General features: G+C 53.8%; 14 protein-coding genes. 5 read left to right on the top strand and 9 right to left on the bottom strand.

The window, feature by feature from the left end:
- Nucleotides 1–113: 113 nt before the first annotated feature.
- The 3 genes from ABXG94_RS16305 (at nucleotide 114) to ABXG94_RS16295 (ending at nucleotide 4120) form a co-directional block, all read left to right on the top strand.
- Complete coding sequence (locus ABXG94_RS16305; RefSeq protein ID WP_353535991.1) at nucleotides 114–1112, top strand: P1 family peptidase; 999 nt, start codon at nucleotides 114–116, stop codon at nucleotides 1110–1112.
- Nucleotides 1113–1204: 92 nt separating this feature from the next.
- On the top strand, nucleotides 1205–2449 hold the full coding sequence (locus tag ABXG94_RS16300; RefSeq protein WP_353535989.1) for an Hsp70 family protein: 1245 nt from the start codon (nucleotides 1205–1207) through the stop codon (nucleotides 2447–2449).
- Nucleotides 2450–2836: 387 nt separating this feature from the next.
- The gene (locus tag ABXG94_RS16295) at nucleotides 2837–4120 is read left to right on the top strand and encodes a spondin domain-containing protein (RefSeq protein WP_353535987.1); all 1284 of its coding nucleotides are present in this window, start codon (nucleotides 2837–2839) and stop codon (nucleotides 4118–4120) included.
- Between the two features lie 131 nt (nucleotides 4121–4251).
- Here the strand turns inward: ABXG94_RS16295 and ABXG94_RS16290 are convergent, their stop codons facing one another.
- From ABXG94_RS16290 to ABXG94_RS16265, 6 genes are all read right to left on the bottom strand, one after another.
- Entirely contained in the window at nucleotides 4252–4722 is a 471-nt protein-coding gene (locus tag ABXG94_RS16290) for an Hsp20 family protein (protein WP_353535985.1), read from the bottom strand.
- Between the two features lie 131 nt (nucleotides 4723–4853).
- Nucleotides 4854–5681, bottom strand: a complete 828-nt coding sequence (locus ABXG94_RS16285; protein WP_353535983.1) for a trypsin-like serine peptidase — start codon at nucleotides 5679–5681, stop codon at nucleotides 4854–4856.
- An 11-nt stretch (nucleotides 5682–5692) separates the two neighbouring features.
- The gene (locus ABXG94_RS16280) at nucleotides 5693–6406 is read right to left on the bottom strand and encodes a trypsin-like serine peptidase (protein WP_353535982.1); all 714 of its coding nucleotides are present in this window, start codon (nucleotides 6404–6406) and stop codon (nucleotides 5693–5695) included.
- 72 nt (nucleotides 6407–6478) lie between these two features.
- Entirely contained in the window at nucleotides 6479–7795 is a 1317-nt protein-coding gene (glcF, locus tag ABXG94_RS16275) for a glycolate oxidase subunit GlcF (protein WP_353535980.1), read from the bottom strand.
- A 3-nt stretch (nucleotides 7796–7798) separates the two neighbouring features.
- Nucleotides 7799–8908: an FAD-binding protein gene (locus ABXG94_RS16270; protein ID WP_353535979.1), complete on the bottom strand. Its 1110-nt coding sequence runs from the start codon at nucleotides 8906–8908 to the stop codon at nucleotides 7799–7801.
- A complete protein-coding gene (locus ABXG94_RS16265; protein WP_353535978.1) occupies nucleotides 8905–10356 on the bottom strand; it encodes an FAD-linked oxidase C-terminal domain-containing protein in 1452 nt (483 codons plus the stop codon). Before ABXG94_RS16265 ends, ABXG94_RS16270 begins: the two co-directional genes overlap by 4 nt.
- 83 nt (nucleotides 10357–10439) lie before the next feature.
- Here ABXG94_RS16265 and ABXG94_RS16260 point away from each other — a divergent pair, with 83 nt between their 5' ends.
- On the top strand, nucleotides 10440–11156 hold the full coding sequence (locus ABXG94_RS16260) for a DUF599 domain-containing protein (RefSeq protein WP_353536090.1): 717 nt from the start codon (nucleotides 10440–10442) through the stop codon (nucleotides 11154–11156).
- The gene (locus tag ABXG94_RS16255) at nucleotides 11153–11515 is read left to right on the top strand and encodes a hypothetical protein (protein ID WP_353535976.1); all 363 of its coding nucleotides are present in this window, start codon (nucleotides 11153–11155) and stop codon (nucleotides 11513–11515) included. Before ABXG94_RS16260 ends, ABXG94_RS16255 begins: the two co-directional genes overlap by 4 nt.
- Before the next feature lie 19 nt (nucleotides 11516–11534).
- Here ABXG94_RS16255 and rlmH read toward each other — a convergent pair whose 3' ends face one another.
- From rlmH to ABXG94_RS16240, 3 genes are all read right to left on the bottom strand, one after another.
- Nucleotides 11535–12005, bottom strand: coding sequence for a 23S rRNA (pseudouridine(1915)-N(3))-methyltransferase RlmH (gene rlmH / locus ABXG94_RS16250; protein ID WP_353536088.1), 471 nt, complete (start codon nucleotides 12003–12005; stop codon nucleotides 11535–11537).
- A 35-nt stretch (nucleotides 12006–12040) separates the two neighbouring features.
- Nucleotides 12041–12397: a ribosome silencing factor gene (gene rsfS, locus ABXG94_RS16245; protein ID WP_353536086.1), complete on the bottom strand. Its 357-nt coding sequence runs from the start codon at nucleotides 12395–12397 to the stop codon at nucleotides 12041–12043.
- A 210-nt stretch (nucleotides 12398–12607) separates the two neighbouring features.
- Nucleotides 12608–13999, bottom strand: a complete 1392-nt coding sequence (locus ABXG94_RS16240) for a mechanosensitive ion channel family protein (protein WP_353535975.1) — start codon at nucleotides 13997–13999, stop codon at nucleotides 12608–12610.
- Nucleotides 14000–14167: the final 168 nt, after the last annotated feature.

Below are 14167 nucleotides of genomic sequence, written 5' to 3'. Positions count from 1 at the left end.
CAGCTTGTTCTTGACAAAAATACCCAAAATCCAACCTGTAAACACGCCCCCCCGCGACCCGACTTGCACCCTGGTGCCGATGCGCTAGGCTGCGGGCACCCAAAGGACACCACATGCACCCAGGCCCGCTAAATCTCATCACCGATGTCACCGGTCTTTGCGTCGGCAATGCCCACGATGCGCAGATCAAATCCGGCAGCACGGTTCTGACCTGCGACACCGCCTTTACCGCTGCCGTGCATGTGATGGGCGGCGCGCCGGGCACCCGCGAAACCGATCTCTTGGCCCCCGATAAAACTGTGCAGCAGGTGAGCGCGCTCGTGCTCTCGGGTGGCTCTGCCTTTGGTCTGGATGCGGCATCGGGCGTGGCAGATGCCTTGCGCCAACAGGGCAAAGGCTTTCCGGTCGCGGGCCAGATTGTGCCGATTGTACCCGCCGCCATCCTGTTTGATCTTACCAATGGCGGCGACAAAAACTGGGCGCGCAGCCCCTATTACCACCTAGGCCAACAGGCGCTGCACAACGCCGGCCGCAAATTCCAACTCGGGTCGCAGGGTGCCGGCACCGGGGCCACCACGGCCAGCCTGAAAGGCGGTCTTGGCTCTGCGTCACTGATTACGCCCAGTGGGCACACGGTTGGCGCTTTGGTTGCAGTCAATGCGCTTGGCGATGCCGTTCACACAAACAACGGCCACTTCCATGCCGCAGCCTTTGAAATCAATGCAGAATTCGGCGGTCTTGGCCCAGCGCCCTATGCCGCGCCCGTGTGGCCCAAAACCAAATTCAACAGCCAGAACACAACCATTGCTATTGTGGCCACTGACGCTGACCTGACCCAAGCCCAATGCACCCGCATGGCCACAGCTGCCCACGATGGCATGGCCCGCGCACTTGTGCCCAGCCACACCCCGATGGACGGAGATCTGGTCTTTGCTGCCAGCACAAACGCCAAACCGCTCAAAGACCCTGAACTTGACCCTATACTGCTCGGCCATGCTGCGGCCACCTGCCTTGCCCGCGCCATCGCCCGCGGCGTCTTTCACGCCACCCCTGCGCCAAACGACACCTTGCCGAGCTACCAACGCCTGTACCCGCAAACCCCCAAAGTCTGAAACGGTATCCTTACAGTTGCCAAATCACCCCCTTGACCACACCCCCCAACCAAATTACCCCTCGCGCCTTGCAAACCCATTAGGACAGCGCCATGCCCACGATCTCCCCTGCCCTTGGCATTGATTTCGGAACCTCTAACTCGGCCGTGGGCTATCTGCGTGACGGGCAGCCGCATCTGGTGGAAATGACACCGGGCAACACCACGCTTCCCACCAGTTTTTTCTTTGATTTTGACAGCCGCAAAACCCTGATCGGTGATCCGGCCAACGCGGCTTTGTTGAACGGCGACGAAGGCCGCTATATGCGGGCGCTAAAACGCGTGCTGGGCACCAGCCTGATGCATGAAAAACGCCAGTTCTTGAACGAACGTGTCACCTTTGTCGACATTATCGCCCGCTTCCTCAAACAACTCAAAATCCGCGCCGAAGCAGAAGCAGGCCAAAGCTTCACCAAGGTGCTTTCCGGTCGCCCCGTGGTGTTTCATGGCACCGACGATCCGCGTGAACAACAAGCCGAAGACGACCTGCGCCAATGCTACGAGGCTGCGGGATTCACCGATATCGCCTTTATGGCCGAACCCCAAGCCGCCGCCATCGCCGGTGGCGCAGATCAATCCAAGGGCTTTGGCCTGATCGTGGACATCGGCGGCGGCACCTCTGACTTTTCCATCTTTCAGCAAACAGCCGGCGGGCTGGAAATCCTCGCCAATCACGGGGTACGCATCGGCGGCACAGATTTTGACCGCTCTATCAGTTTTGACCATGTGATGCCCTTGCTTGGCAAAGGCGCTGCATTGAACCGCGAATTCGGCACAGGCACCGTCAGCACTCCCAACGCCATTTTCAACGATCTGGCCACCTGGGAGAAAATCCATTTTCTCTACACCACCCAGACCCGGCGGCTGGTGGATGACATGTATAAAATGGCTGTAACCCCGAAAATTCTGGGGCGGTTGCACAGCGTACTACAAGACGAGCTTGGCCATGAAATCGCCTTTGCGGTCGAATCCGGCAAAGTGGCTGCCAATGCCGGGGCCAGCAATGCGCGCATCTCGCTGGACTATGTGGAAAAATCCCTTGCTGTACCGCTCAGCCCCACCGACCTCACTATTTCCTTGGGCGGCTATGCCTCTGATTTGCATCGTGGCGTGACCGAAACCCTGCAAAAGGCCGATCTTCAGGCGACAGATATCGATCATGTGATCTATGTTGGCGGCTCCAGCCTGATGGGCTTTGTTGGTCAATTGATGAAAGGCATGATGCCCAGCGCGGAGCATTCGTTTTCCGAGGTCTTCACCGCGGTGGCAACCGGGCTGACAATCGCAGCTGCCCGCTAACCCCAAGCAAAATACCAAGCAGAAAAACCGCCTCACAAAACCGAGAGCCTCTTTTCCGTGATCCAAGCGGGTTTCTACCACGTCCGCAACGCCCATCCTTGGCAGTTGCAACCCAAGCCCATTGCCCCAAGCGCGCCCTTGGCAGACTGCATGTACCAAAAGCGAAAACCTCCGCCTGCTCTCAATTTGGGACCCATCAGGCGATAAAACCCCCCTCTTTCAGGGGCAGCCAACACACAATTAAGTGACTGAAAAACCTGTCCTTTCAGTTTCACTCATATCGCGTCACACGCTTACAAATTAACGTCAAAACATGTGTCTTCATCAATTGGCCGTTTGCTCTCTATCACATCCCTGCTTGACCACTCCAACAACGGGATTTGAAAAATGAATACAGAACTTCGCATCAGCGTTCACAATACATCAGAGACAGGCGGCACCGCTTTTACCCCAGTCTTTTCTGCCTTTCATGATAACAGCTTTGATGTCTACAATTTGGGCCAAGCGGCTTCTGCAGGTCTTGAGGCGCTCGCCGAAGACGGCAACAACGGCATCATTGCTGCCGAGCTATTAAGCGCAGATGGCGACGCGCAATTTGTCAACGTCGCGGGTGCACGCGGCCCCATCGCCGCAGGAGAACTCGCAGCCACAACCATTCTGGTTGATGGCGTTTCCAACGGCTATCTTGGCCTTGCATCGATGTTGCTGCCTTCAAACGATGCCTTTTTTGGCACCGCCGAGGGCGTTCAGCTATTTGACAGCAATGGCAAGTTCCTTGGTGCCAAAAGCATCGCTTTTGACGGCAACAGCGTGCGCGACGCAGGAACCGAGGAAAACACCGAACAAGACGCAGCGTTTATCAACCAAACCGGCCCAAACACTGGCATCACCGAAAATGGCGTTGTCACCGTGCATCCGGGCTTTAACGGCTCTGCCGGTAACCCAGGAGGTGACCAGATCATTCTGGGGGGCACCAACGCCTTTGGCGACACCATTGACCCAAGTGCCGCAGATTTCACTTTGCCCGGCGCGCAGATCGCCAATGTGCATATCAACACAGTTGCCCGCACGGCCGGAACAGACCAGGGTGAAACGCTTGACGGTGGTCGCGCTGACGACGTGATTGATGCGGGGGCTGGGGATGATCTGATCCTTGGGCGCAGCGGTTGGGACGTGCTGAATGGTGACGCGGGCGCTGACACCATCCGCGGCGGCAACGGTGATGATCTGATCGACGGCGGTGCGGACGATGACTTTTTGTTTGGTGGCAACGGCAACGACGCAATCAATGGCGGCACTGGCAACGATCGTGTCAGCGGCGGTGCAGGCAACGATCAAGTGTCCGGCGGCGCAAACAATGACGTGGTCCTTGGCGGTCAAGGCAACGACGTCATTTCCGGCGGCAGTGGCACAGATGTGCTGATCGGTGGAGCCGGCAATGACATCTTTGTTTTTGCAACAGGGGATGACCGCGCTGTGATCCGCGACTTTGACAGTTCTGGCGATGACCGCATTGCCATTGATATTGCTGGCTTTGACAGCTTTGCCGATGTTCTGGATGTCGCGACACAAACCCGCAAAGGGGTCGAGATCGATTTTGGGAATGGCGACTCTGCCGTGCTCCTTGGCGTCGACATTGACGACCTTGGGGCCAACGACTTCTTGTTCTAAACTTTCAGAACGCGGCAAAATCACACACAAAAAATGGGCCCACGCTATTGGGCCCATTTCTTTTTACAATTTTTGGCACGAATCGTACGTTTCAGCGCCAGAAACGTACAAATTGTACAATTAGCAAAAGATTAATTGACCGCTTTGGCGTCAACAACATCAGCTTCTACACGGGCATCACCCCTGCTGATTTCGATGCGACGTGGCTTCAGTGCCTCGGGCACTTCGCGCACAAGATTTATGTGCAACATGCCGTCTTCATGACTGGCCCCATGCACACGCACATGGTCAGCAAGCTGGAACTTTCGCTCAAAGGATCGGGTGGCAATACCCCGATGCAAATAGGTCTTTTCGCTGGTTTTTTCGACTTTACGAGCGGTCACAATCAGCGCATTTTCCTTGACTTCAATGCCAAGATCATCTGCGGAAAAACCTGCAACGGCGATCGAAATCCGATAAGAGTCATCATCGGTTTTTTCAATGTTATAAGGAGGATAGCTGGGCACACCCGCATCTTGTGTCAGCGTTCTATCCATCAAATCTGCGATTTGATCAAAGCCAACAGAGGCACGGTACAGCGGTGCAAAATCAAAACTACGCATAGGTTATCCTTTTCTAAGCGACAACGTTTTGCCTTCCGAATTTGGACAGGCATTTTTCTGATCCGGGCCCGATTTCGGCACCCGGTCAAACTCAGATGGGAAAGGTGATTTCGGCTTTCAAGACCCTGCAATCACTGTTTTGACGTCAGGAACTTTGCGCCACTCAAACGCTTGCCGCCGCCAACCGTAATACGCTTGGCCGCTGCCCCGCTGTTTGGCAAGGCGATATCTCCACTTCGAATACGCCGTTGCAAATCACCCACAAGCCTTTGTAATTGCACGCCAATCACCAGATTTCGCCCGTCTTTTCCATTGGTGAGGCCAGATACCAACGACAAAATACGCACCCGCGTTCCCTGCATTGCAAACACCGGAGCGCCCGAAGACCCAAAGGTGATATCGCAATCAAATGCCATCAATCTGTAATCCTGAAACAGCTTATCACATTGCCGCTGCCAGCTCATCGCCTCTGCCCGTCCCTGCCCATAGGACATCACCTGCACCCGCGTCACCGCAGCGCCATCTTGATGCAGCAAAAATGGCGCGGCCTCACTGTCTGAAATCGGGTACTCAAGCTTCAAAAGCGCCACATCCTTAGCGATTACATCTAGCGCATAAGACCCGCTAGAATGTTCATAACCCTCTGAAATCACGTATTTTTTAACAGATCTATCACTGAGGGATCGCCCATTAAGATAGCCAGATCGAAACCGAATATCTTTTGCATCCAACGGCGCACCCGTCTTGCTATCAAACAGACAATGCGCCGCGGTCAAAACCTGATCCGGCGCGATCAAAACGCCAGTGCAAAAACTGCCCTTTCCCAGGTCGACCCGACCCACGGCTTCCCAACCCAGCATATCACCACGGGTTGTGAATTTTTCCAGAGACGTTCCCGCAGCCAAAGGGCCCGGGAACAAAAGGCAAGATAAAACCAGGAGTTTAATTTTTGATATCAAACCCTTACCCCTTAATTGCCCAGTTCGGACAGCAAGGTTTTCGAAAGTTCATGCTCCAATATGTCCAAAGCGTTTTTGGGTGCGGCAGCCAGTGCAACTGGCAGGCCATTGGCCCGCGCCATCGCCGAAACCACCGACACCAACTGAGCGCGGCCATTCACCACCTGCAAAACCGGCGCACCGCTGGTGCCGTGACGGGCTTTGCAAGTCGTCACAAATATCCCTTCGGGACGGCCTTTGATCACACAGGCGCTTTCCAGTTGCGGATCTTCAGCCCGCCCAGCGCCATAAGACAAAACGCCAACTGTGCGTCCCCCGAGATCTGGGTTAGCAACACCCATCGGTTTAACCATTTGATTTTTAACGGATCTACTCAGTTTCAGCAATGCAAGATCAAACCGAAGATTATGCAGCTGTCCCTTTTTTCGCGCATCATATTCCGGATGAACCGCCGCCCGCATAACGCCGGCTTTGGCAACGGAAACCCCCTGTCGATAGCCCGCTTTGAACTCTAGCTGACCAACATCAAATCGCGCACCATTCTGTTTGTCATACAAACAATGCGCCGCCGTCAGCACCAAGTCGGGGGCAATCAACGTGCCCGTGCAAAATCCCCGTCCTGCCAGCTCTAACCGGCCAACCGCAGAAAAGGCACCTGCATTTTGCGCAAACACGCCCATAGGCATGACAAGCAAAGCAACCAAAAATAGCATAACACGCGACATGACGACTCCGAGCTTCGTTGTCGCCAATTTCGCAATCAGTCCAGGCAAAAATGCGGCTGCACTTGGGTTTATCTAAGTTTGCAGCACCGGCGCTTGCCTCGGTTTTGCCGCAAGTGATTTAGGTTTCGGCCCCCCGGTTGCCCAATCCAGAAGTTCGACCGTATGCACAATTGGCACCTGTGTGCCCGATCCAATTTGCATCATGCAACCAATGTTGCCAGCGGCAATTACGTCTGGTGATTTGGCCTCTAATGTTTTGATCTTTCGTTGTTTTAACTGACCGGATATCTCTGGTTGCAACAGATTATATGTACCTGCTGACCCGCAACACAAATGGCTGTCCGCCGGTTCAACAACCTGGAACCCTGCACGCGTCAGCAGGTTTTTAGGCTCTGTTTTGATTTGTTGGCCATGCTGCAAAGAGCACGCAGAATGATAAGCAACTGTCAGTCCCTGATCGGGCAATTCCGGCACGTCCAAGCGCAACAAAATCTCGCTTACATCCATGGCGATCTTAGAAACCCGCGCTGCATCCTGCGCTATCGGGTCGTTGCGGAACATATGGCCATAGTCTTTTACGGTTGTGCCGCATCCCGACGTATTTATGACAATCGCGTCTAGCCCCTGCCCCTCCATTTCCGAAACCCAAGCACGGATATTGTTGGCAGCAGATTGGTGGCTTTCTTGCGTTTTACCCATATGGTGGGTCAGCGCCCCACAACACCCAGCCCCTTTAGGCACAACAACTTCGCAACCCAGCCGTGTTAGCAGTCGAATGGTAGCGTCGTTGATATCGGTGTTTAGGGCTTTTTGGGCGCACCCGGTCATCAGCGCGACCCGCATCTTCGCAACCGCCTTGGGTGCAAAACTTTGCGGACGATCGTTGCGACTGACCGGAGGAATGGCCTTGGGCGCCATCGCAAGAATAGCCTTTATCCGCGCATCCGGCACCATCCAGGCAAAAGGCCTCCCCATTTTTGCAGCCAACAAAGCCAGTCGAAAGCGCGTTGGATAGGGTATGATCTTTGCCAAAGCCCAGCGCAAAAACCGATCGCTTAGGGGGCGCTTATAGTTGCCTTCAATATAGGCCCGCGCATGGTCCACAAGATGCATATAGTGAACACCCGATGGGCAGGTGCTCATGCAGGCCAGGCAAGACAGGCATCGATCCACATGTTTTACGGTGTTTTCGTCAGGCACCCGGTTGTTCTCAAGCATGTCCTTGATCAAATAGATGCGCCCCCGCGGGCTATCTAGCTCGTCTCCAAGCACCTGATAGGTTGGACACGTGGCCGTGCAAAACCCGCAATGAACACAAGATCTTAGGATCTCGTTAGCGCTTGCAATGTCGGGATCCTTGAGCTGGCTTTCAGTGAATTCTGTGCGCATGGTTTAGTCCATCAATCCCGGATTTAAGATGTTACGTGGATCGAATTTTTCCCGCAGCCCACGCGTCAATGCGGCAATTGGGGCGGCCTGTGGGTGAAACTTCTGAAATCCCTGACCGCGCCACAAAGTGGCATGGCCTTCGAGACCTGCCATTGATTTTCGAACATCTTGGTCAACAGAGGTCAAAAGCCAAATGCGCCCGCCGCCCCAATCATACAAGACCTTGTTGGGTTGCACGCGTTCAACAAGATCCGCCGCGTCTGATGGCCGAACTGAAACGGACCAAACATGCCCGGGCTGATCGTGAAACAGTTTAACATCACGAACCCATTTCCAACCCGCAGACGTTCTTTCAGATGATCTTTCGAAAATTGAATCTGCGGCAATCTTTAGATGGGATTTCAAAGCGCTAAGTCTGTAAGAGACCGAGTCTTCAAAGCCTTCCACCCGTAACATGGTTACAGGGTGGTTATCGACGCCAGCAGGCGTATGAGCGGCCCCCGTCACTTCGTAGGGCGAGCCAAGCGCCCGTGACATCGCCTGTATAGCCTGCGCGTCCGAAAGCCCGTTAAACAGCAAAACGCCAACGGCTTCGGGCTTGGGCAATACCTTAAGGCTAATTTCAGTCAAAACCCCCAATGTGCCCCAACTGCCGGATAGCAGCTTGACCAGGTCATAGCCGGTCACATTTTTCATTACGCGGCCACCGTTGGACAGAACACGGCCCCTGCCATCGACGAACCGCACACCAAGCATATGATCGCGGCAGGCCCCAACCGCGACACGGCGTGGCCCACTTGCGTTGCTTGCAACGGTCCCGCCCAAAGTTGGTAGGCCCTTGGTACCAAGCAAGCCCCGAAAGTCGCTTGGCTCAAAGGCCAATCTCTGACCTTCAGTGTCCAACAGTCTTTCAATTTCATTCAGGGGCGTGCCGGCGGCAGCAACCAAAGTGAGTGACCCCGGTTCATAAAGCGAAACCCCGGAAATGCCATTGGTTTGGAGCACCGACGTATTGTCAATTTCTACCGCCTTGGTCCCGCCGCCCTGAACCAACATGGCAGATGTGGCTGCGGAAATTGCGTCGCAAATATCTTGTTCGCTTTGCGGGTTCATAGATTTGCGCCTTGCTCCAAAGCCCGTCGACTTTCACTTGCAGCAAGCGGAAAGACCTTTGCCGCATTTAACAGCCAATTTTTGTCAAAAACGTCTTTGACCGCCATTTGAATATCCAGATCATCCGGTGAATATTGATGGGACATCAACTCTCGCTTTTCCACTCCGACACCGTGTTCGCCGGTCAGGCAACCACCAACAGCGACGCACAATTTTAGGATTTCAGCCCCAAAAGCTTCGCATTTCTCAAGATCTCCGTCTTTGTTGGCATCAAACAAAATGAGCGGATGCATATTCCCGTCGCCCGCGTGAAATACATTCCCGACATCCAGACCAAACTCGACACTTAATTCTGAAATACGTTTTAGAACGAACGGCAGTTGGCTGACTGGAATGGTTCCATCAAGGCACATGTAATCGTTGATCTGGCCCATTGCGCCAAAAGCAGACTTCCGGCCAAGCCAAATCTTCGCACTTTCTGCCTCAGAGGCGCTTTGGCGTAGCTCTACCGGATTGTGCTGTTGTGCAATCTCGGAAATCAGCTTCAGCTGCATGTCGATTTCGTCGTCACTGCCCTCAACCTCGACGATCAGCAAAGCTTCGCAATCAGGATAACCGGCACCCGAAAAGGCCTCGGTTGCTCGAATACACGGCCGGTCCATGAATTCGATGGCAACGGGTAAAATACCAGCTTTAATTATGTCACTGACGCAAGTCCCAGCGGTTTGATTATCGTCAAAACCAATCAAGATGGGGCGTGCGCCTTCTGGCTTTGGCAAAATGCGAAGGGTGGCCTCGGTAACAACCCCCAATTGCCCTTCGGACCCGCAAATCAAGCCCAACAGATCCAATCCTGCGGCGTCCATATGGGCACCACCAATATCTATGATCTCTCCCGTCATGGTCACCATCTTGACACCTAGCAGGTTGTTGGTTGTCACGCCGTATTTCAGACAATGGGCCCCGCCCGAATTCATGGCAATATTGCCTGCAATGGCACATGCCAACTGAGAGGACGGATCTGGTGCATAGAAAAACCCGTTTTCCTCTACTGCGCCAGTCACGCTCAGATTTGTGCGCCCTGTCTGCACCCGAATAATGCGGTCGTCATAATCAATCTCTAGGACGTCGTTCATCCGCGCTACGCCTAGAATAATCGCATCAGAAGTCGGCATTGCGCCACCCGCAAGGCTTGTTCCGGCACCTCTTGGGACCACTGGCACACCCTGTTCATTACAAAGCCTGAGCACAGCTGCGACCTGTTCTGTCGTCTGCGGCAGAACCACAGCCAAAGGTTGGCACCGATAAGCCGTCAGGGCGTCGCATTCATAAGCGCGTGTTTCTTCGGGGGCATCAATCACGCAGTGTGGCGGAAGGATTCGGCGCAACAGACTTATGATTTGCGTCTTGTTGGACAAAACCGCCTGGTTGGGTCTTGGCATCTCCATGTCACACCTCCGCGTTAATTGGTAATTTAATATAACCAATTTTTTTAACTAGCAACCTTTTTCGGAGGCGTCTAATGTGCAGCATGGAATGGATTGATCGCCTTTTACTATTTTCCAATTTGGATTACGCAGCCGTAAGCCTGTTGTTCGTTGGGTGGCTCGTGATTGGCTGGATCATTGAAAATCCACCCAAAAATCGACAATCCACCTCTCGTTTAATGGTGTTCTATCGCGAAGAATGGATGCGCCAATTCATTGTACGTGATCCTCGCATTTATGATGCGCAAATCCTGACCAATCTGCGGCAGGGCACCGCGTTTTTCATTTCTGCAAGTATGATTGCGGTGGGCGGCGGCCTTGCGTTGATCGGCAATGCAGAACGATTGACAGGCGTTGCGTCCGAGTTGACGCTCGTGAGCGCGCCACCGATTGTTTGGGAAATCAAGCTGATCGTCATGCTTTTCTTTGTGGCAAATGCATTTCTGAAATTTGTCTGGTCGCATCGTGTATTTGGCTATGTCGCCATTGTTATGAGTGCTGTTCCTGTAGACCCAAAAGATCCGTTGTGCGACCTGCGCACGCGGCAGGCCAGTGCCTTGCATATCACTGGTGCAAAAAGCTACAACAGAGGCCTTAGAGGGGTTTATTTTGGTTTGACAGCAACCGCTTGGCTGGCTGGGGCAACGGCGTTAATTCTAGCTTGTCTCTTAACTTTGTTCATCATTTGGCGCCGTGAGTTTGCCAGCCATTCCCGCGCCGCGTTGCTTCAGACTACACTCGACGGGGTACAGGTGAAATGATGCGACTCGCTTTGACGTGTTGGCTTTTTCTTGGATGGGCACAAGCGGCGCAAAGCGACCCTTCTGTGATCAAGGATGTAGCGGCCACAAAACGCGGCCAATCCTGGACATTCTCTGTTACATTGCAACATGCCGACACGGGCTGGGACCACTATGCCAATGGATGGCGTGTTTTAAGCATGCAGGGGGAAGTTCTGGGCACACGCATTCTGACCCATCCGCATGTTCACGAACAACCCTTTTCGCGCAGCCTATCGGGTGTTGAAATACCCGCGGGAACAGCAAAGGTGCAAATTCAAGCCAGTTGCTTGGTTGATGGCTGGTCGGGTGTACCGATTGTCGTGACACTTAACAATTAGTTGCGTCAGCGGGACGCGGCTATGCACGATGGTATGGCGCACCAGAAAGAATAGAGGCCGCGCGATACAATTGCTCGCTAAGCATAACACGCACCAGCATATGTGGCCAAACCATTTGACCAAAACTAAGCGACATATCTGCCTCTGCGCGCAACGACGGATCAATACCGTCCGCGCCACCTATAACAAAAGCCAAATCCGCTGTTCCCAGGTCACGCTTTTGGCCTAGAACTTGGGCAAATTGGGGAGAGGACAATAGCTTGCCACGCTCGTCCATCGTGCAAATGAGGGCACCTTTAGGCAAAGCAGCACGCAAAAGGCCTGCCTCTGCCCCCATGCCGCCGCCTTTGCGGTCTTCAACTTCGATCACCTTTGCAGGACCCAGGCCAAGCGAGCGCCCAGACTTATCAAATCGCGCCAAATAGTCGTCAATCAGGTCACGCTCGGGACCCGACCTTAGGCGACCGACGGCCACAATTTGAATTCGCAAGGCCATGATACCACCGAGCCGCTGTTAGTTCAGAGCTAGGCGCTGCCGCCCTGTTGCCACATTTTTTCAAGCTGATAGAACTCGCGCACTTCGGGCCGGAAAATGTGCACAATCACATCACCAGTGTCGATCAACACCCAATCGCCAGTGTCTTTGCCTTCAACTTTGCACAAGCGCCCGGCGTCATGCTTGACGCGCTCGACAAGTTTTTCAGACATCGCAGCGACCTGCCGAGATGACCGGCCGGAACAAATCACCATGAAATCGCCAATCGAAGACCGCCCGCGCAGATCAACCTGCACAACATCTTCAGCTTTGTCTTTTTCAAGGGAGTCTAAAATGAGCTCTAAAAGCTCTTGACCGTTTCCACCAACTTTTGGCGCATCGGACATTTGGTCACCATCTGCGGTCGAACCCGCTTCCATATTAAGAGACAGAGATCTGTCCTCCATTCAGCGCGCCGAACAGCCCCGGCGCAGGGCCTAAATTCAAGATAGCATCCGTTGTATGAATTTCCAGTGAAACGCAAGAGGAATGCCTCTGGAATTCGCCATTTCCCTTAAATGGCATGCAAAGGTGTGATGCTTTAATCACTTTCGAAATCAAACCCCACTTTGTTGCCCAAGCGGCTTACCATCATCAAGCACTCGAATTTCGCGCTGTGGGAATGGGAAATTAATGCCATGAGCATCAAAAGCATCCCAAAGCGCCAAATAGACATTGCCGCGGATATTGGTTAGCCCGCCGGTTGGATCAGAGATCCAGAACCGCAAAATATAATCGACCGAACTGTCCCCAAATCCGACAACGTGACACACCGGAGCTTTCGGATTGGACAACACCCGCTCTACGGATTGCGCGGCCTCGATAGCAACTTTGCGTACTTTATGCGGATCATCCCCATAGGCGGTGCCAAAGAATATATCGAGCCGCACAAAATCATTAGAATGCGACCAATTCACCACCTGGCCTGTGATCAGGTCTTCATTGGGGATCAGATATTCTTTCCCATCGCGGGTCACAACGCTGACATACCGCGCGCCCAGCGAATTGATCCAACCAAAGGTCTCCCCCAAAGAAATTACATCCCCGGGTTTGATCGACTTATCCAACAGGATAATCACACCCGACACCAGGTTTGAAACAACCTTTTGCAAACCAAATCCAAGACCCACCCCGATGGCGCCCGACAGCACTGCCAAGCCCGTTAAATCGACACCCACGATCCGCATGCCGATGAAAAACGCAGCGCCATAAAGCACCACCTGCAAACACTTGATCACCAAAACCTGCATCGAGGGGCTGATGTCTTCGTTGTGCTTTATACGGTCAGAAGTTGTGCCGGACACAAAGCGAGCTACCGCAAAGGTCAAACCCAGCATGACGACGGCCTGCAAAACCGTCCATAATGAAAGTCGCAGGGTTCCCATGGTAATGGCCGCGGAATCCAAGAGTTGCCGCGCTTCTTCGCCAACGCCGATCAGCGCAAGCGTGACCCACGCCCAAGCCCCGTACCGCAAAAGGCTGCGCAAAAACGCGTTATGCACAAGACGCGTGACAAGCGCGATGATCAGCCAAGCCCCCGCAAGGTTACCAATAATGCCCAACAGATAAGAGCGACTTGGCCACGTGATTTCGCGCATAACCGCAACCGTCAACCAAATCAGAGCAACAAAGAAGATCAGCGCCATACGTCGCTGTAACAGCAACATGTAGCGGTAGCGCCACTTAGGCCACCCTTCGCGGCCCCGCATCCAAGTGCGCAATCGTGGGCCTACAAAACGCGACAATCCGAACGACACAACCAGCAAGGCAACGACTATTAGAACCTGATACGCATTCCAAGGGCGCAACAAGCCCTCTAGGAACGCAACGCCCTGGTCCCAAAGGCTTAACGCGATTTCTTGGGTGTCTTGCTCTACTGGCTTAGCTGCCAGCTGTGCGGCAACCTCAGTGATTTCACTTTCTTCGAGTGTTGTAGCGTGTTCTGCCATGCCTGTCCTGTCGTTTCAGCCAGCGTGCCACGCCCTCGCCATGAAAAACAAGCCATTTCCCTTGCAGCGGAGGCCGACTCCGTCTATCTGATCAGACATGAAACGCATCTATGACATTGCAGACCGCGCCTTTTTACCTTGGCGATTTTTCGGTCAGTCCAAATCAGT

It is taken from the genome of Cognatishimia sp. WU-CL00825, from assembly GCF_040364665.1.
GTDB lineage: Bacteria > Pseudomonadota > Alphaproteobacteria > Rhodobacterales > Rhodobacteraceae > Cognatishimia.
Note: the sequence above shows the minus strand (reverse complement) of the source record. Positions and strands in the feature narration are given on the sequence as shown.